This is a genomic window from Rhodococcus sp. 05-2254-5 (assembly GCF_002258575.1).
Lineage (GTDB): Bacteria > Actinomycetota > Actinomycetes > Mycobacteriales > Mycobacteriaceae > Rhodococcoides > Rhodococcoides fascians.
Map to the genome: position 1 here is coordinate 41,267 of NZ_NOZG01000020.1, position 21,769 is coordinate 63,035.

1 protein-coding gene is annotated in these 21,769 nt (G+C 66.9%); it reads right to left on the reverse strand.

Annotated features, from left to right (window positions below):
- Positions 1–21,756 (reverse strand): non-ribosomal peptide synthetase, encoded by a 21,756-nt coding sequence (locus CH278_RS12185; RefSeq protein WP_094621983.1) that lies wholly within the window; start codon positions 21,754–21,756, stop codon positions 1–3.
- Positions 21,757–21,769: the final 13 nt, after the last annotated feature.

Here is a 21,769-nt window from a genome sequence, read left to right on the forward strand (position 1 = left end):
TTATCGGGCGGCGGTTCCTATCGACCCGGGCAGACGATGCACCGGAATGTCGACACCGCTCATCTCGGCACCGTCACCGTCGACCGACACGATCGCAACGAGGTCCTCGATGTCCTCGGGTTGCAGTCGATCGACCGCGGCGGCATCTGCTGCGGAGAGGAACGCATGGGTGACCCATTCTGCGGACACGATGTCGGCGGCGTCCTCGGCGGACTCCGCCCGATCGGTCACCAGGGCTGCACCAGCAGTCACGGCAACCACGCCGGCCAGAACCGCTGCAGCGGTGTCGAATCGGGTGGGAACGGCCAGCCGCGAATCGTAGGCCACGGCCCACTCCGTCACTGCGTTCGTCGCCAGTGCAGCGAGTGTTCCGTGGTCGATCGCAGTGCCGTTTTCGACCACGACCAACGCTGGGCTGTCGGGTCCCAGAACCGCCGTTCTGTCCGAATACGTCACCGGCCGCCCAGAACTCGCGGCAATGGCGTCGACGACGTCCGGATGCCCGAGGTGGATGGTCGTGACGGACCCGGCCCAGCTCGGCGCGTCGTCACCGTCCAGGACGAGGACGGATGCGCCTGCCCGCTCCAGAACGTCGGAGGAGTTCGACGGGGCGACCGGAGCCACGGCTCCGCCTGCCTTGGCCACCGCCCACTGCGTCACGGCTGCCGCAACAGTGTCGCTGACGAAGACGGCGACGACGACTCCGGTTCGGACGCCACGTTCGATCAGTACCCGAGCCATCCGTGAGGACTGTTCGTCGAGCTGACGGTAGGTGGTCTCGACTCCGTCCGACGACAACGCGGGCGCGTCGGGATCTGCGTCCACCGTCGAGGTGAGTACCTGGGGCAGGGTCAGGTCCGACCGAACCGGTGCCGCAGTGGAGTCGGCGGTCTGCGGGGTCTCGGTCAATGCCGCCCGCTCGGCGGCGTCGAGAACGTCGATGTCGCCCACGACGACCGCTGGTGTTGTCGCCACTGCACCGGCGATGCGTGCGAATCGTTCCGCCAGCGACGCGACCGTGGACTCGTCGAACAGATCGGCGGCATACACCCATTCGACGTTCAGGGTTCCGGTGCCGCTGTTCCCATCGGCGTGCTGGGTCTCCACCGTGACCTGCAGGTCGAATTTCGCCGTCGGCTCGAAGCCGCTGACGGGTTCGACCACCAGGTTCGGCAGCTCGAAGCGCGCCTCGCCGTGGGGCTCCACCGACAGAACCGTCTGGAACAGCGGGGTGTACCCGGCGTTCCGGTCCGGTGCGATGGTGTCGACGACCCGCTCGAACGGGACGTCCGAATTCGCGAAGGCCCGCAGGTCGGTCTCGCGTAGAGCGGTCAGCAGCTCTGCGAACGTCGCATCCGGGTCCACGTCCGTGCGCAGCGCCAACGTGTTGACGAACATGCCCACCAGTCCGTCGAGCGCCTCGTGCCCGCGCCCGGCGATGGGCGTGCCGACGGCAAAGCTGCGGGAGCCGCTCATCCGCGACAACAGCACCCCGAGAACCGCGTGCAACACCATGAACAGGGTCGCGTTGTTCTCGCGCGCGATCGCGGCGAGCCCGGTGTGTACCGACTCGTCCAGCTCGACACTCACACTGGCTCCGCGCAGGTTGGCGGTAGCCGCTCGCGGCCGATCCCACGGCAACGACACGACCGGGGTGATCCCGCTGAGCTCGTCCGCCCAGAAGGCCAACTGCTGCGACAGAATCGACGTGGGGTCGCTGTCCGAGCCCAGCACCTGCCGCTGCCATACCGCAAAGTCCGCGTACTGCACCGTCAGCGGTTCGGGCGTGTAGTCGGTTCCCGACGCGGCAGCAAGGTACGCAGTCATGACGTCACGGGCCAGTGGTGCCATCGATGCGCCGTCTCCGCTGATGTGGTGCATCACGATGACGAAGACGTACTCGTCCGGGCCGAAGCGGAACAGAGCTCCCCGGACCGGGGGTGCGACGGTGACGTCGAAGCCCTCGTAGACGAGTGCGCGAATCCGTTCAGCGGTGTCGGAGTCGTCGGTCGCGTCGATGGGAGTCAGATCGGGTACGACCGATCCGGCGTCGACGAACTCCTGGTAGGGCGAACCGTTCGCATCTTCCGGGTAGCGCGTGCGCAGTGCCTCGTGGCGTTCCACGGTGCTGGACACGGCGCTCTGCAGTGCCGCGACATCCAGCTCGCCTCGCAGACGGAGCGCCAGCGGCATGTTGTAGGCCCCGGACTCGGGGTCGAGTCGGTTCAGTACCCACATGCGCTGTTGCGCGAGCGACAACGGAACGGTCTGGCCGGCCGGTCGGCGACGCAGCGGCATATCGTTCGCGTCGTCGATGCGTGATTCGGCGCGCGCGGCGAGTGCAGAGACCGTCGAGGCCTCGAACAGGTCTCGGACACCGACCTTCTTCCCGAGCGCAGCCGACACCCGTCCCGCCACTCTTGTGGCGATCAGCGAGTTACCACCGAGATCGAAGAAGTCGTCGTCCGATCCGACCCGCTGCACGCCGAGCAGCTCGGCGAAGATCTCCGCCACGATCTCCTCGACCGGCGTTGCGGGAGCACGGAACTCGCGAACCTCGAACACCGGCTCCGGCAGTGCTTTTCGGTCCAGCTTGCCGCTGGTGTTCAGAGGGAATTCGGCGAGCACCATCACCGTCGCCGGCACCATGTACTTCGGCAGAGCGCCGCCGACGAAGGTGCGTACCTCGGCCGGGTCCAGCGTTCTACCCGGCGCGGGCACCACGTATCCGACGAGCTGGTCGCCGGCACCGGTGGTCGCCACCACGGCCGTGGCCTGGTTGACGTCGGGATGGGCCAACAGTGCGGTCTCGATCTCACCGAGCTCGATCCGCTGGCCACGGAACTTGACCTGGAAATCGGTGCGCCCGATGTACTCCAGGACTCCTGCAGCGCCCGGCCCCGATCGCCATCGGACGAGGTCTCCGGTGCGATACATGCGCTCGCCGGCAGCCGAGAACGGGTTCGCGACGAAGCGGTCCATCGTCAGGTCGACCCGCCCGAGGTATCCGTCGGCGAGCTGCGTTCCCGCCAGATACAGCTCACCCGCGGTCCCTGCGGCAACCGGATGCAGCCTGCCGTCGAGAACGTAGGCCTGGGTGTTCCATTCCGGCGCACCGATCGGGACGGTCGCGCCCTCGTCGGCAGACGTCTCCCAGTACGTCACACTCACTGCGGCTTCGGTGGGGCCGTACAGGTTGTGGATCCCGGCAGAGGTGATCGCGCGGAAGTCCGTCACCGTCTCCGGCGGCAGTGCCTCACCCACCACGTAGACGTGTCGCAACGACCGGCACTGCTCCTCGGTGGCGTACGCGGCGAACACCGTGAGCATCGACGGCACGAAGTCCGTGACGGTGACGCCGTGCCGGGCGATGCGCTCCGCGACGTACGCCGGGTCGCGGTGGCCGTCGGGGGTCGCGAGAACGACGCTCGCACCGACCTGGAGTGGGAGGAAGAAGCCCCACAGTGACACGTCGAACGTCGTCGCCGTCTTCTGCAGGTAGACGTCGTTCTCGTCGAGCGAGTACTGGTCGATCATCCACGCCATCTCGTTGACGATCGCGCGGTGCGGCACCGCGACGCCCTTGGGTCGCCCGGTCGACCCGGACGTGAAGATGACGTAGGCGGTGTTCTCCGGGCGTACCGGTGCCAGTCGGTCGGCGTCGGCCACGGCGTCTGCCGGGTAGGACGCGAGATCGAGGGTGTCCAGTTCGAGAATCGGGAACCGTTCCGGCAGTCCCGTCCGATCGTGGCTGGTCGAGAGAACGGCGACCGGCACCGCGGTGTCGAGGATGTACTCGATGCGCTCGGCCGGGTGGTCCGGATCGATGGGCACGTACGCGCCGCCGGCTTCGATGACGGCGTACATGCCGACCATCAGATCGATGCCTCGCCTCATGCCGAGAGCGACGAGCGACTGCGGGCCGACGCCGAGCGAAATCAGGTGTCGGGCAAGACGATTGACCCGCTCCGAGAACTCGGCGTAGGTCACTGCGGTGCCCTCGTAGAGCACGGCCGTGGCGTCCGGGTTCGCCGCAACCCGAGCCCGGAACGGCGCGGTCAGCATGATGCCCGCGTCGACCTCGTGCGCGGTGTCGTTCCAGGTGTCGATCACGCGGGTTCGTTCTTCCGAGCCGAGCAGATCGATATCGCCGACCGCCGTCGTGGTGTCGGAGACGAAGGTTTCGAGAACACCGACGAGCCGGGACAGGATGGACTCGACGTACGTAGCGTCGAACAGATCGCTGATGTACTTGAGCGTGAACGAGATTCGATCCTCGGCCACGACCAACAACGTCAGTGGGTAGTGAGTGTTGTCGTTCGAGCTCACCGACTCGACGGTCATTCCGTCGATCGCTGCCGCTTGCTGCGTCAGCTCGGCTTCGTCCACCGGGTAGGACTCGAAGATGGTGAGGGTGTCGAACAGATTCCCCATTCCGATCGCCCGTTGGATGTCGACGAGTCCCATGTGATGGTGGTCGAGCAGGTCTGCTTGTTCTCCCTGAATCCGGACCAGGTAGTTCTCGACAGTGTCGGCCGGATCGAATCGAACGCGCACCGGGATGGTGTTGATGAACAGGCCGATCATCGACTCGACGCCTGGAAGAGCAGCGGGACGGCCGGAGACCGTGGCACCGAACACGACATCGGTGCGGCCGGTGATGTGTGCGATCAGCAGGCCGTAGGCCGCTTGCACCAGCGTGTTGACGGTGACGCCGAGCCTGCCACCGAGCGCCACGAGCGACGCGGTGGTCTCGGGATCGACGAATCGCACCGTCTCTGCCGAGCGGGCGGAGATCTCTCGTCCGACACTCGGCGGTGCGACGAACGTCGGCTCCTCGACTCCGGCCAGCGCGGTGGTCCACGCACCGAGAGACACGGCCGGGTCCTGTCGGTTCAGCCATGCCAGGTAGGAGCGATACGAGCGAACCCTCGGCATCGACGAGGTGGAACCACGAGCGGCGTACAGGTACAACAGTTCCTTCATCACCAGCGGCAGAGACCACCCGTCGAGGAGCACGTGATGGTTGGTCATCGCGAGCTTGTAGGTGGTCGGGGTGATTCGCACGAGGACGAAACGCAGCAGCGGTGCAGTGGAGACGTCGAAATGCCGTCGTTGCTCGGCCGCCAGGGCATCGGCGACTGCTGTGCCACGTTCCGGCTCGTCGAGGTGCGACAGGTCCATCGTGGTCCAGGGCAACACGACGTCCTGATGGACGATCTGCACCGTCTCGCCGTCTGCGGTCGCGGTGAACGAGGTACGCAGATTGTCGTACCGATCCAGCAGCGTCTGGGCAGCGTGATGCAACCGTTCGGCGTCCACCTCGCCGGCCAGGTCGAGTACGACCTGCATGGTGTAGACGTCGATCGACGCGTCGGCGAACAACGCGTGGAACAGCAGTCCTTGCTGCAACGGTGACAGCGACCAGATGTCGGTCAGCTGTGGGTAACGCGCCTCGAACGACGCGATGTCGGCCTGCGACAGCGCCACCAGAGGCACGTCCGACGGGGTCAGGCCACCCGAGCCGGGTACCTCGGCGTACGAGGCCAGCGCCGACAACGCCTCGGACCACAGCCCGGCGAGACGCTCGACCGTGTCCGCGGACACGGCTCCGGTCGGGAACGCGAAGCTGGCGCTCAGGACCCCGCCCTCGTCGGTGTCGAGCACGATGGCGTTGATGTCGACGGTCTTGTTCGCGGCCATGTCGGCGTCACCGGGCGCGGAGAGCTCGCCGTCGGCGGCCGGCAACCAGCCGAGCGACTTCATCTCGTCCGGGACCTCGCCGGCGTCGACCCGGCCCAGGTAGTTGAAGCTGATCTGTCCGGTACCGAGTTCGGCCAGTTCCGCAGCGGTCTCCGAGTTCAGGTAGCGGAGCAGTCCCCAGCCCATGCCTCGATCGGGCAGCGCCAGCATCTGCTCCTTGACTGCCTTGACTGCGTCTCCGAGCTGCGACCCTCCCGCGAACGCAGCATCGACGTCGATTCCGGTCAGGTCGAGGCGAACGGGGAACAGACTGGTCAGCCAGCCGACGGTCCGTCCCAGATCAGCTCCGGGAACCACCGCTTCCTCGCGGCCGTGGCCTTCGAGCTGCACCAGTGTTGCCGGTGCAGTGATGCCGCGCTCGGACCGCAGTCTCGTGACGGCCAGAGCGAGCCCGGCCAGCAACCCGTCGCCCACTCCGCCGCGGAAGATCTCCGGAACGGTGGTCAGCAAGGTGCGCGTGACGTCGGGTGTCAGTTCGATGTTCACCCGTTCGAGCGTCGCCACGACATCGACCGCGGGATCGAAGGGGCGGTTGCCCAGCACGGGGTCCTCGGTGTCGGCGATCGAACGCCACAGCGGCAATTCGGCCAGCCGCGCCTCGCTCGCTGCCGCGTCGACCAGTGCATGGGTCCAACGCCGCATCGAGGTCCCGACCTCGGGGAGGGTCGGGGTCACTCCCCCCGACACCTGAGCCCAGGCGGAGACGAAGTCGGGGACCAGGATTCGCCACGACACTCCGTCGATCACGAGGTGGTGCGCCGCCACGGTCAGCGTGCCCGGCACCTCGGGTCCTCGATCGACCCAGACGAGGGCGAGCATGCGACCGGCGGTGGGGTCGAGCGTTCCCACCGCATCGTCGAATACTGTTGCAGCCGAATCGGTATCGGCGCGGGTGAGCAACGCATCCACATCGACGGCTCCGGTGCCCGCAACCTCGAGGCCCCAGCCGCGGTCGTCGTGTACCACGGTGGACCGCAGCACGTCGTGTCGATCGACCACTGCAGTCACCGTGGCGAGAATTCCGGCTCGGTCGATACCGATCGGCAACTCCAGGGTGACGGCCTGATGGAAGCGTGACCACCCGCCGCCGCGCTCGATCATCGCTACACCGAACGGGGGCAGCGGCATCCAACCGACACCGCCGCCGTCGAGTTCCTCGAGCACGACCGCGTCATTGCCCTCACCGACGATCACGGCGACCTCGGCGAGACCGGCAACGGTCTTGCGCTCGAACACATCTCGCGGCCCGAACTGAATTCCCCTGGCCTTGGCGCGAGAGACGAGCTGAATCGAGACGATGCTGTCGCCGCCGAGCGCGAAGAACGAATCGTCGACCCCGACGGCGTCGAGGCCGAGGACGTCTGCGAAGACCTCGGCAATGATGCGTTCGGTGTCGGTTGTGGCGGTGCGGAATTCGGCATCGCTGCCGAATTCCGGTTCGGGAAGTGCTCTTCGGTCCAGCTTGCCGTTCGGCCCGAGTGGCAGGGCACCGAGCACGATGAGCCCGGCCGGAACCATGTATTCCGGAACCAGGGTCGCAACCGAGGCGGTGACCGCTGTGGTGTCGATCGTCTCCCCGGCGACAGGAACGACGTAGCCGACCAGGAGTTCACCTGCCGACGGCGTCCGGCGCACGAGAACGACGGCTTGGTCGACCGACGGATCTGCAGTCAGCGCGGCTTCGATTTCACCGAGCTCGATCCGCAGGCCTCGGAGTTTGACCTGGAAGTCGGTGCGGCCGAGGTACTCGAGTTCACCGTCGCGCCTCCAGCGCACCAGGTCTCCGGTGCGATACATCCGCGAGCCGGCTGCGCCGTGCGGATCGGCGACGAATCGGTCGGCAGTCAGGTCCGGGCGGCCGAGGTATCCGCGGGCCAGTTGACGCCCGGCGAGATACAGCTCCCCGGGCACCCCGACGGGAACGGGGTGCAGTCGCGCGTCGAGCACCGTCACCCTCGTGTTCCACACCGGTGCGCCGATGGGAACCGACACGGTGTCCGACGGCAGGACATGGTGATACGTGACGTCGACAGCGGCCTCGGTCGGGCCGTAGAGGTTGTGCAGCTCGGTGGCGGGCAGTGCAGTGCGCAGGGCCGAGGCAACCGATGCAGGCAGCGCCTCACCGGAGGCGAACACCGCACGCAGGCCGGTGCAGTTCGACACGCCGTCCGCGGCGGCGAACACGGCCAGCAACGACGGCACGAAGTGCGCGACCGTGACGCCGCGTTCGGCGACGGTGCTCACCAGATATGCCGGATCTCGGTGGCCGTCGGGCACCGCGATGACGAGTTCGGCACCGATCTGCAACGGCCAGAACAGCTCCCACACCGACACGTCGAACGTGACCGGCGTCTTCTGCAACACCTTGTCCTGCTCGGCGAGACGGTATTCGGCCTGCATCCACAGCAGACGGTTGACGATGGCCTCGTGGCTGACCGCAACGCCTTTGGGGCGACCGGTGGAGCCGGAGGTGAAGATGACGTACGCGGTGTCCGCCGGTCGCAGCGGTGCGGTTCGCTCGGCATCGGTCACCGGTGCCGTGGACAGACCTGTCGTGTCGACGGTGTCGACCAGGATTCTGGCGGCGTCGGTCACGAGATCTGTACCGTCGCGCTCGGTCGTGAGCAGCACCACGGGTGCCGCCGTGTCCAGGATGTAGCCGATTCGTTCGGCCGGTAGATCCGGGTCGACCGGAACGTAGGCACCACCGGCGGCGAGCACGGCGTAGATACCCGCCAGCATGTCGATGGAGCGGCGCATGGCCGTCGCCACCACGGTTTCCGGGCCGACTCCCTCGGCGATGAGCAGACGCGCGAGCGCGTTGACCCGCTCGGAGAATTCGCGGTACGTCACCCGATCGTCGAGGAAGCTCGTGGCGGTGTTGTCCGGGGACTCGGCAACTCGGGACTCGAACAGCGACACCAGAGTTGCACCGGGAGCCACCTCGTGCGCGGTGGCGTTCCAGTCCTCGAGGACGCGGGTACGTTCGCCTTCCTCGAGGATGTCGATGTCGCCGACGACTCCGTCCGGTGCGTCGGTCAGCGCGTGCAGTACCCGGACGAGCCGTCGCCCGAGGGAGGCCATGCTGGATTCTTCGAATAGATCTGTGGCGTAGTCGAACTGCACGTCGATTCCGGCGGGAGCACCGCGGTCGTCCGTGTTCTCCCAGAGCGTCACCTGCAGGTCGAATTTCGCGAACGCGCTACCCAGATCGATGCCCTCGACACTCAACCCCGGCAGGGCCAACGTCTGGCGGTTCAGGTTCTGGAACGTCAGCATGACCTGGAAGATCGGGTGGCGAGCCTGTGATCGGTCCGGGGCCAGCTCGTCGACGAGCCGCTCGAACGGCACGTCGGCGTGCCCGAAGGCTCCCAGGTCGGCCTCGCGAACTGCGGCGAGTTGCTCGCGCAACGTTGCCGCGGGGTGCACCGCGGTACGCAGGGCGAGCGTGTTGACGAACATGCCGACGAGCTCGTCCAGATCGGCGTCACCGCGGCCGGCGACCGGGGTTCCGATCGTCACGTCGTCGGTACCCGCCATCGCGCCGAGGAGCACCGCGAGCGCGGTGTGGACCACCATGAAGTTCGTGGCGTTGTTGGCGCGGGCAGCGCGAGCGATGTTCGACTGCAGAGCCTCGTCGATCGAGAAGTTGTATGCCGCACCGCGATACGACGCCACCGCCGGACGCGGCCGGTCGGTCGCGAGGTCGAGCTGTGCCGGGGCACCGGCCAGAGCCGTCGTCCAGTAGGCGAGCTGCTTCGCCAACGGCGAATCGGGGTCGTCCTCGGAACCGAGTACCTCGCGTTGCCACAACGCGTAGTCCGCGTACTGCACCGGGAGTGGTGCCCACTGCGGGTTCTCCCCCGCGGCACGGGCGGTGTAGGCCACCATGACGTCGCGCGTCAGGGGTCCCATCGAGAACCCGTCCGCGGCGATGTGGTGGGCGACGAAGGCCAGTACGTGCTCGGTCTCGCTGACCCGCAGGATCCGGATTCGGACCGGAACAGCTCGGGTCACGTCGAATCCCGCGGACACGAAGTCGCGCAGTGCCTGCTCGATCGAACTCTCGTCGACGTCGTCGACGACAACCGTCACGCCGGCCTCCGCGGTACCGAGTACCACCTGATGGCCTCGTCCGTCGACCTCCGGGTACACGGTGCGCAGAATTTCGTGCCGTGCCAGCACGTCGTGCACGGCGTTGGTGAGTGCATCGACATCGATGCTGCCGGACAACCGAATTGCGACCGGGATGTTGTTCACGGCGGAGGTCGGATCGAATTGGCTCAGGAACCACATGCGCTGCTGGGCCATCGACAGCGGCACCGAGTCCGGTCGTGTTCGAGCCGTCAGTGCCCGGCGCGCACCGGTACCCACCTCGGACTCGATCGCACGTGCGAGCGACTGCACCGTCGGAGACTCGAAGATCGAGCGGACAGGTACCTGAGTATCGAGCGCCGCCCCCAGCCGGGAGACCACCTGAGTGGCGATGAGCGAGTTACCGCCGAGCGCAAAGAAGTCGTCGTCCAGACCCACGCGCTCCACAGCGAGTACCTCGGCGAAGACCGCCGCGACGGCCTCTTCCACCGGATTGGTCGGCGCGCGGAATTCGGCTGTCTCGAACTGCGGTTCGGGGAGCGCCTGTCGATCCAGCTTTCCGTTGACGCCTCGAGGAAGAGTCTCGAGCACGACGAAGGCCGCCGGGATCATGTACGACGGCAGACGTTCGGCGAGTGCACGACGGATGCCGTCCTGATCCAGCGTCACCCCATCGGCGGGCACGAGGTAGGCCACGAGCCGCGCGCCTGATCCCGTGTCCGCGAGAGCGATCACGGCGACGTCGCGAATCTCGTCGAGCGATCCGAGAGCGGCATCGATGTCGCCGAGCTCGATACGGAAACCGCGAATCTTCACCTGGAAGTCGGTGCGCCCGACGTACTCCAATTCGCCTTCGGCGCGCCAGGATACGAGGTCACCGGTGCGGTACAGGCGGCCGCCGGGGGTGAACGGGTCCGCGACGAATCGCTCGGCGCTCAGATCCGGCCGCGCGAAGTACCCGTCGGCCAGCTGCGCCCCCGCGAGGTAGAGCTCACCTGCGACGCCGACCGGAACGGGAGCCAGACGCGAATCCAGCACGTAGACACGGGTGTTCCACTCCGGGCCACCGATCGGAACCGTGGTGCCGTCGACGGTCGTCACCCGATGCGAAGTCACCGAGACCGCGGCCTCGGTCGGTCCGTACAGGTTGTCCAGTCGCGCAGCAGAACTGCGCAGCGCGCGCTCGGCCGTGGCGACCGGCAGCGCTTCGCCGATCGCCAGGATCCGCGTCAGTTGTTCGGGCAGGGTGCCCGCCGACGCCGTGACCAGCGCGTCGAGCACGGACGGCACGGTGTGCAGTGTCGTCACCGATTCCCGGTTCATCAGCTCGACGAGGTAGGCGGGATCGCGGTGACCCTCGGCGTCGGCCACGACGATCGCACCACCGGAGACGGTGGCGACCCAGAACTCCCACACGGACAGGTCGAAGGTGGCCGCGGTCTTGAGCAGTACTCGGTCGGTGCTGCCCAGTCCGTAATGGGCGCTCTGCCACAGCAATTGGTTGACGATGGCGGCATGACTCACCGCGACACCCTTGGGGCGGCCGGTGGATCCGGACGTGAAGATGACGTACGCGGTGTTCGCAGGCCGCAGCGGCGAGGTGCGCTCACTGTCGGTGACGGGCGCGTCCGAGACCTCTGCGTCGAGCACTCGCGGATCGGTGTCGACCAACAGCACCGGAACCGAGTCGACATCGACACCGTCCCGCGCAGTACTCAGGACCAGAGCGGGAGCAGCTACCTCCAGGATGTAGGCATTGCGGTCCGCCGGCTGATCCGGATCGATGGGCACGTACGCCCCGCCCGCCTTGGCGACGGCATACATCGCGACGAGCAGATCCACCGAGCGCCTGATAGCCAGAGCAACCGTCACCTGCGGGCCGACACCGGCACCGATCAGGACGCGGGCCAACCGGTTGATTCGACGATCGAACTCGCCGTACGACAGTGACTGACCGGCATGGACCACCGCGACCGCGTCGGGCTGCGCCTGCACCTGTCGATCGAACAGCGATACCAGCGACTGCGACGCATCGACATCGTGATCGGTGTCGTTCCACGTGCGGACGATCCGGGTGCGTTCCTCGGGCGAGAGCAGCTCGAGATCGCCGACGACGGCCGACGGGTCCGCGGCCACGGCAGCGAGGAGGCGAACGAACCGGTCGGCAAAACCTTCGACCGTCGCGCGATCGAAAAGATCGGTGGCATAACTGAATTCGGCCGACAGTTCCGCGGGCGAGCCGTCCGGGGCGTAGCGATCCGAGATCGACAGTTGCAGATCGGTTTTCGCGGTCACCGCATCCGCCTCGACGGCACTCACCGTCAGACCCGGCAGCTCGAACGTCGACTCGGCAAGGTTCTGGAAGGACAGGCCTACCTGGAACAACGGGTTGCGTGCCGTCGACCGCACCGGGTTCAGCACCTCCACGAGACGCTCGAACGGAACGTCGGAGTGCGCGAACGCGGCCAGGTCCCGCTCTCGGGCCTGAGCGAGCAACTGGCGGAAGGTCATCGACGATTCGACCGACGACCGGAAGACCAGGGTGTTGACGAACATACCGATCATCGAGTCCAGAGCCCGCTCACCGCGGCCGGCGATGGGCGTTCCGACCGCGATGTCCTCGGAACCGGACAGGCGTGCGAGCAACACGGCGAATGCCGAGTGCACCACCATGAACAACGTTGCCTGCTCGGTACGTCCGAGTTCGGCGAGAGCAGCGTGCGTGCCGGCGTCGACGGTGAACCGCACGGCATCGCCGCGGAAACTCTGCGCAGGCGGGCGCGGGCGATCGGTGGGCAGCACCAGCTGATCCGGCAGCTCGGCGAGCGTATCCTTCCAGAACGACACCTGCCGCGCTGCAACCGAATCGGGATCCGATTCGGTGCCGAGTACGGTTCGCTGCCACAGCGCGAAGTCGACGTACTGCACCTCGAGTGGCTCCCAGTCCGGAGCCGTCCCTGCAGATCTCGCGGTGTATGCGGTCATGACGTCGACGGCCAGCGGGCCCATCGACGCGCCGTCGGCCGACACGTGGTGGACGACGAAGGCCAGGACGTGCTCGTTCTCGTCGACGCGGAACACGCGCGCGTCGACCGGTACCTCGACGGTGACGTCGAAGCCACGCGTGAAGAATTCGGTCACGGCGGTGACGACGTTCGCACCGGCCACGTCTCGGACGGCGAGGTCCATCGGTACCTCGGACGCCGACAACACCTGCTGGAACGGGCCCTGTGCCGAGTCCGGGTACCGGGTACGAAGAGACTCGTGGCGCTCGACGACATCGCGCACCGCCGACTGCAGCGCAGCGACGTCGAGCTCACCCGACAACCGCACGGCGAACGGAATGTTGTCCACCGACGACGTCGTGTCGAACTGGTTGAGGAACCAGTACCGCTGCTGCGCAGGCGAGAGCGGCGGGTGCTCGGGACGCGGACCCGCCACGAGTGCAGCTCGTCCCCCCGAACCGACAGCGCTCTCCACGTGCGCCACCAGTGCGGCCACGGTCGAGCTCTCGAACAGCGCCCGCACCGGGACCACCGTGTCCAGGGCCGCGCCGAGCCGCGAGACCACCTGGGTGGCGATCAACGAGTTACCGCCCAGGGCGAAGAAGTCGTCGTCCAGTCCCACTCGCTCGAGGTGCAGGACGTCGGCGAACACTCCGGCGACGATCTCTTCGACCGCGGTGGTGGGTGCGCGGAATTCCCGGGCCTTGAACACGGGTGCGGGAAGCGCGGCGCGATCCAACTTGCCCACCGGGGTCAGTGGAACGGTGTCGAGAACGATGATCGACGACGGGATCATGTAGGCGGGCAATGATTTTCCGACGAAGGCGGTCAGCTCGTCGACGTCGACGACCGAACCACGCGTCGGCAGCACGTAGGACACGAGGGTGGTGACACCCGAGGGCAGTTCGTGTCCGAGTGTGACGGCGAAGTCGACCTCGGGAACAGCGGTGAGCGCGGAGTCGATCTCGCCGAGCTCGATACGGAACCCGCGCACCTTGACCTGGAAGTCGGTGCGGCCGACGAACTGCAGCTGCAGGTCGTCCGTCCATCGCACGACGTCGCCGGTGCGGTACATCCGTGCGCCGTCGATGCCGTACGGATTGGCCACGAAGCGCTCGGAGGACAGACTCGGCCTACCGAGATAGCCGCGAGCGAGCGCACCGCCCGACAGATACAGGTCACCCGCGACACCGGTCGGAACCGGTTCGAGCCTGGAATCGAGGATGAGCACGGACATGCCGTGAATCGGTCGACCGATGGTGATCGGCTCGCCGGGCGTCAACTCGGCGAAGCTCGAGATGATCGTGGTCTCGGTCGGTCCGTACCCGTTGAAGTACTTCCGGTCCCCTGCCCACCGGGCGAGGAGTTCGGGAGTGGTCACGTCGCCGCCCACCGAGAGCACCTCGAGCGAATCGATCCCGTGGGGATCCATCGTGCCGAGCACCGCGGGCGTGATGATCGTGTGAGTGACCCTCTCCGCCTTCAACAATTCGGCCAGTTCGGTGCCGCCGAGAATCGATGCCGGTACCACCACCAACGTCGCGCCGACGGAGAACGCCGCCATCCACTCCAGAACCGACGGATCGAAGTTCGGCGAGCAGACGTGGAGGAACCGCGAGGCCGGTTTCAGGTGATAGAGATCGGTTGCTGCGTCGAGGACGCCGCCGAGTCCGGCGTGCGTGACGACGACGCCCTTCGGCTTGCCCGTCGAGCCCGAGGTGTAGATGACGTAGGCGGGGTTCTGGAACGTGACGGGTCGCAGGCGGTCGGCGTCGGTGACCGGCTCGGCAGAGCGGGTGCGGACCTCGGCCACGAACTCGTCGTCGTCGACGCTCAGCCAGGCCAGGTCCTGCTGTCCGCCGGCGAGCCGATCCGAGTGTGCCCGGGTGGTCAGGCCCAGTAGGGCCTCGGAGTCCGAGACCATGTGGGCGACGCGATCCTGCGGATACGTCGGGTCGACGGGTAGGTGCGCGGCCCCCGATTTCGCCACTGCCCAGACCGCGAGCACCATGAAGTAGGAGCGTTGGAACCCCAGAGCCACAACGGATTCGGGGCCGGCCCCGCGCTCGATGAGCACCCGGGCGAGCTGCGAGGACGTCGCATCGAGTTCGGCGTACGAGATCGAGCGGCCCTCGTAGCGAATCGCGGTCGCCGACGGGTCGAGTGCGGCTCCGGCAGCGAAGATCTCGGCCAGAGTGCCGCCGGCCAACACGTCGTCACCGTGGACGTGGGTGAGCCGGTCGTATTCGTCGTCGTAGAGGATGGACAGATCGCCCACCGGGGTGTTCGGTGTCGCCACGATCGCTTCGAGCAGCCAGCGGAAACGTCGCGAGAACACCTCGATCGTGTTCTCGTCGAACAGGTCTCGCGCGTAGAGGAAACCGGCGGACAGACCGGTGCCGTCGGCCTTCTCGTGCAGCGTCAGCGACAGGTCGAACTTGGCGGTGTCGACCTCGACGTCGACCGCCGAGACCGTCAGATCGGGAAGGTGGAATTCGCTCGGCGGCAGGTTCTCGAACGCGATCGCCACCTGGAACAGCGGGTGCCTGGCCGTCGTTCGCTCGGGTTCGAGCAGATCGACGAGCCGCTCGAAGGGGATGTCCGCGTGTGCGAATGCATCGAGGTCGACGTCCCGGACGTGGCCGAGGAGGTCGGTGAATCCCTTGCTTCGATCGACCGAGGTGCGGAGCACCAGGGTGTTGACGAACATGCCGATCACGTCGTCCAGGACGGCCTCGCCGCGGCCTGCGACGGCGGTACCCACCGCAACGTCGTCCGAGGTGGACATGCGAGCCAGGAACAGCGCGAGAGCACCGTGGAGCACCATGAACAGGGTGGTTCCGGTCGACCGGGCCAGATCGTCGAGCGAGGCACGCAGATCCGCATCGATGTCGAACTGGAACCGCCCGCCCGAGTACGACTGCACCGCAGGACGCGGCCGGTCGTACGGCAGGGTCAGCTCACTGGGCAGGTCCGCCAGGGCCGAACGCCAGTAGTCCGCCTGTGCTGCCATCAGGCTGCTCGGATCCGCGTCGTCGCCGAGCACGGCGCGCTGCCACAGCGCGAAGTCGGCGTACTGCACCGCCAGCGGCGTCCACTGCGGAGCGTCGCCGGCCACACGAGCGAGGTAAGCCGTCATCACGTCGCGGGTCAGCGGTCCCATGGACCACCCGTCTGCGCTGATGTGATGAACCACGACGACCAGCACGTACTCGTCGTCGGTGACCTGGAACAGTTTCGCGCGCAGGGGAATCGACTGGGTGACGTCGAATCCTTCGGAGGCGAACGCGATCAGGTCGGCCACCGCACCGTCGGCGGACGGTGTGGTGGGTGTCAGGTCCGGTGCCACCGATTCGGCAGGCAGGATCACCTGATGCCCCGCTCCGTCCACACTCGGGTAGACGGTGCGGAGTGCTTCGTGCCGGTCGAGAACGTCGACGACCGCTGCGTTCAGGGCCGCAGTGTCGAGTGCTCCGGTGAGCCGGATCGCCACGGGGATGTTGTTGACCGCCGATTCGGGCTCGAATCGGTTGAGGAACCACATCCGCTGCTGGGCGAGAGAGAGAGGAATTCGTTCGGGGCGTTCCTGCGGCACCAGAGGCGCGGAGACTCCGTGGCCGACGTGGCTTTCCAACGCAGCAGCCAAGGCTGCCACCGTGCCTGCCTCGAACATCGTTCGGACGGGCACCGTCGTGCCCAGCTCGGCACCGAGCCGTGCGGCGACCTGAGTGGCGACGAGCGAATTGCCGCCGAGCGCGAAGAAGTCGTCGTCCACACCGACTCGGTCGAGTCCGAGGACCGCGCCGAACACGTTCGCGACGATCTCTTCGACCGGATCGGACGGTGCTCGGTAGGGCGTTGCCTCGAATTCCGGATCGGGCAGCGCTTTTCGATCGAGCTTGCCACTTCCGCCGAGAGGGAACTCGGCCAATTCCACGACGGTGGTCGGCACCATGTACTCGGCCAGACGTCCACGTAGCGCGGTGCGTACCCGGTCCAGATCGACCGGGCCTTCGGTGGGGACGACGTAGGCAACCAGTTGTTCTCGTCGCACGAGCACCACGGCCTGAGCGATCTCGGGAAGATCCAACAGAGCCGATTCGATTTCGCCGAGTTCGATACGGAGACCACGCAACTTCACCTGGAAGTCGGACCGGCCCACGTACTCCAACTCACCGACGGGCAGCCACCGCACCACGTCGCCGGTTCGGTACATCCGAGCACCGTCGACCGCGAACGGATCGGCAACGAAGCGATCCGCGGTCAGATCGGGTCGGCTCACGTATCCCCTGGCGAGCTGGACACCCGAGAGATAGAGCTCTCCCGACACCCCGACCGGAACCGGCCGCAACGACGAATCCAGAACGCGCACATCGGTGTTCCACACCGGTGAACCGATCGGCACCACGGCTGTGTCCGCGTCGGAGACCGCGTGATAGGTCACGTCGACAGCAGCTTCGGTCGGGCCGTACAGGTTGTGCACCGACACCTGTGGGAGTGCGCGGCGCAGCGACTGTGCAGTAGCAGGCGCAAGCGCCTCCCCCGAGGCGAACACCGTACGCAGCGACGCTCCCGCGTCGGGCCTACGCAGCGCCTCCGGTGTGAACACCGACATCATCGACGGCACGAAGTGCACTACCGAGACATGTTCGCGTGCAATGACATCGAGCAGGTACGACGGATCCCGATGACCCTCGGGAACCGCGACGACCACCGATGCGCCGACCTGGAAGGCCCAGAAGAACTCCCACACCGACACGTCGAACGTAGCCGGTGTCTTCTGCAACACCACGTCCTGCGGACCGAGGGGGTACTCGTGCTGCATCCACGACAACCGGTTGACGATCGCCGCGTGCGGTACGCCGACGCCCTTCGGCCGACCCGTCGACCCCGAGGTGAAGATGACGTATGCGAGGTTCTCTGCCCGCAGCGGTGCCGTCCGCTCCGCGTCGGTGACCGGCGCCGACGAGAATTCCGACACGTCCACGGTATCGATGTCGACCGTCTCCACGCCGGGGAACTCGACGTGATCTCGGGTGCTCGAGAGCACCCGTACCGGCGAGGCCGTGCTCACGATGTACTCGTTGCGCTCCGACGGCTGAGCCGGATCGATGGGTACGTACGCAGCACAGGCCTTGACGATCGCGTACATACCGACGAACAACTCGATACTGCGGCCGACTGCGAGACCGACCGTCGAATCGGTCCCGACACCCACCGACAACAGGTACCGCGCCAGGCGGTTCGCGCGCGCATCGAGCTCGGCGTACGTCAGCCGAACGTCCTCGAACACCAGTGCCTGCGCGTCGGGGGTCTGCTCGACGCGACCATCGAACTGCCCCACCAACGTTGTTCCGCTGGTGATCTCGTGCGCCGGTCCCGAACCGAACGTCAGCACCGACTCCCGCTCGACCGAGTCGAGCAGGTCGATTTCTCCGACGGCTGCAGCGGGCGCTGCGGTGATCGCACGAAGAACACGAACGAACCGCTCTCCGAATCGAGCCATCGTCGATTTGTCGAACAGGTCCGCGGCATAGGTCAGGGCGACGGTCAGGCCCGCGGGCTCGGAGCCGGCCGGTGCCGAATCCCACAGCGTCACCTGCAGATCGAACTTGGCCAGGTCTGCCTCGTAGTCGACCGCTGCGATGGTCAGGCCGGGGAGCTCGACCGAGGTTCGATCCAGGTTCTGGAACGTCAACATGACCTGGAACAGCGGGTGGCGTGCCTGCGAGCGCGCCGGGGCCAACACGTCCACCAGACGCTCGAAGGGCACGTCGGCGTGCGAGAACGCAGCGAGGTCCACCTCCCGGATCTCGCGCAGCAGATCGTCGAACGACGTCCGTGGATCGACTTCGGTGCGCAGCACCAGTGTGTTGACGAACATGCCGACGACGTCGTCGAGGGCCGCGTCTCCACGGCCGGCGACCGGCGTACCGATACTGATGTCGTCGGCGGCCGCGAGCTTGGCCAACAGCACGGCCAGCGCGGCGTGCACGACCATGAATGTCGTTGCGTTGTGGTCTCTTCCGAGCTTCTCCAGCGCGCGGACCAGTTCGGCGTCGATCTCGAACGTGTGCGTGCCGCCGTTGGTCGTGGCGACCGCCGGGCGGGGACGGTCGGTGGGTAGCTCCAACTGGTCGGGTGCGCCGCCGAGTCGGTGCCGCCAGTAGTTCTCCTGCGCCGAGATCAGAGATTCCGGATCGTCCTCGCTGCCGAGGACGGCCCTCTGCCACAGCGTGAAGTCGGCGTACTGCACCTCCAGCGGAGTCCACTGTGGTTGCTGCCCGTTGGTGCGCGCCACGTATGCGGCCACCACGTCTCGGGTCAGCGGGCCCATCGAGAATCCGTCGGCCGCGATGTGGTGCACCACGAACGCGAGCACGTGCTCGGTCTCGGCCGTCTCGAGAAGCACCGCCCGGAAGGGCAGCTGTACCGCCAGATCGAAGGGCCTGAGCGCGAACTCGAGCAGCACGGCGGGAACGTCGGCATCGGTTGCCGTCGCGCGCTCCAATTCCACTGCCACCGAATCGGATTCGAGTACTTGTTGGAAGCCGATGCCGTCGTGATCGGGGTAGACCGTCCGCAGCGACTCGTGCCGGTCCAACACGTCGATCAAGGCCGCCTGCAGGGCGGTGAAATCGAGTTCGCCGCTCAACGCGATGGCGACCGGGATGTTGTTGACAGCCGAGTCCGGCTCGAATCGGTTGAGGAACCACATCCGTTGCTGGGCCAGCGACAGTGGCACACGTTCGGGCCGCTGCTGCGCCACCAACGGAGGTCGCGCGTGCGTCGAGCCTGCGGCATCGACGGCCGCGGCGAGTTCGGCGACGGTCGGTGCGTCGAAGAACGACCGCACATCCACTGCTGTGCCCAGTTCCGCGTTGACTCGCGCGATCACGCGGGTCGCGTTGAGCGAGTTTCCGCCGAGGACGAAGAAGTCGTCGTCCACGCCGATACGGTCCATCCCGAGCACCGTCTCGAAAATTGCCACCATGGCCGTCTCGGTGTCGGTGCCCGGGGCTCGGTATTCGCGTACGAGCGAGGCGAAATCGGGCGCAGGCAAGGCTTTTCGGTCCAGCTTGCCGCTGGCGTTCAGCGGGAATTCGTCCAGCACGACGAACACCGACGGCACCATGTACTCGGGCATGCGCCGGCGCACCGCATCGGCCAGGCCGTCGTGATCGATATCGGGCTCGGTGCTCACGACATAGCCGACGAGCTGCTCGCCCAACTGCGCCTGCGAGTGGTCGGCGTGAACGAGTACTGCAGCCTGGGTCACCTGCGGCTCGGCGAGCAGCGCCTGCTCGATCTCGCCGAGTTCGATACGGAGGCCACGCAGTTTGACCTGGAAGTCGGTGCGGCCGATGTACTCGATCTGGCCGTCGGCGCGTCGGCGCACCAGGTCGCCGGTGCGGTACATCCGGTCCCCCGGCTCACCGAACGGGTCGGCGACGAATCGATCGGACGTCAGGTCCGTGCGTCCGAGGTATCCGCGAGCGAGCTGCACGCCCGCGAGATAGAGCTCTCCCTCGACTCCCCGGGGTGAGCGCCGCAGACCCTCGTCGAGCACGTAGAGGTCGGTGTCGTCGACGGCAGCGCCGATCGGTACCGAGCCGTCCTCCACCTGCTGGGTTCGGTAGTACGTGACGTCGACGGCTGCTTCGGTGGGACCGTACAGGTTGTGCAACTCGGCACCGGAGATCGCGTGGAACGCGTTGACGGTTCGCGCCGGCAGCGCCTCACCGGAGGCGAACACCATGCGAAGCGAATCGGCCTGTGCTGCGGTGGGTTCGGCAACGTAGACCGACAGCATCGACGGTACGAAGTGGGTCACCGTCACGCCGTGTTCAGCGATGACGCGGGCGAGATAGGCGGGGTCGCGGTGCCCGTCGGGCTCGGCGATCACCAGTGTCGCGCCGATCTGCAACGGCCAGAAGAACTCCCAGACCGACACGTCGAACGTGAACGGCGTCTTCTGCAAGACGACGTCGGCCGGGGTCATCGTGTATTCCCGCTGCCGCCAGGAAATATTGGCGACGATCGCGCGGTGGCCCACCGCCACGCCCTTCGGCCGCCCGGTCGAACCGGACGTGAAGATGACGTACGCGAGGTCGTCTTCGCCGAGGGTGCCGAGCCGGTCCGCATCGGTGATGCGCCCTGCAGTCACGCCGGAGACGTCGACGGCATCGACGAGCAGAGTCTGCGTGCCGTCCGGCAACTGCGGCAGGTCCTCCGATGTCGTGAGCACCAGAACCGGTCGCGCGGTATCGAGGACGTAGGCGAGTCGATCCACCGGGTGCTCGGGGTCCAACGGAACGTAGGCACCACCGGCTGCCGAGATGGCGTACATACCCACCAGCAGATCGAACGAGCGGCGGATCGACAGCCCCACCGTCGAATCCGGGCCGACTCCCCGCTGGATCAGAACCCGGGCGAGGCGTTCGACCGACTCTGCGAACTCGGAATAGGACCGACTCTCGCCGCCGAACACGAGCGCGGGTGCGTCCGGTGTGCGCTCGGCCTGATCGGCGAACAGGGTGTAGAGGGTGGTTGCCTCGGGTTCGGCCGGGCTCGACGCCGAGTCGTCGTCACCGAGAACCGTCGCGGCATCGGAGACCACCGACGAGACCACGGCGTCGAGACCACCGTCGGTGGCCTCGATAAGGCCGGGAACGGTGTTGGACAGCACGACCGGGACCAGCGCGTCCGGGCCGAGAACCCCACCCATGGCCGTGTCGAGGGTGGTGATCTCCTCGTCCAACCGGGCGTAGGTCAACTCCGTGCCGAGGTGCGCGAGCGCCACGCGGTCCGGTTCGACCGCAGCGACGCTCCGAACCAAGCGCGGAAGGTCCTCGACCGTCAATGCTGCCTCGCGTCGACGTCCAACCGCCATCTAACTTTTCCTC

Excerpts from the sequence above, each read along its gene's own strand:
- CH278_RS12185 (WP_094621983.1), bottom strand. The coding sequence starts at position 21,756 with ATGGCGGTTGGACGTCGACGCGAGGCAGCATTGACGGTCGAGGACCTT.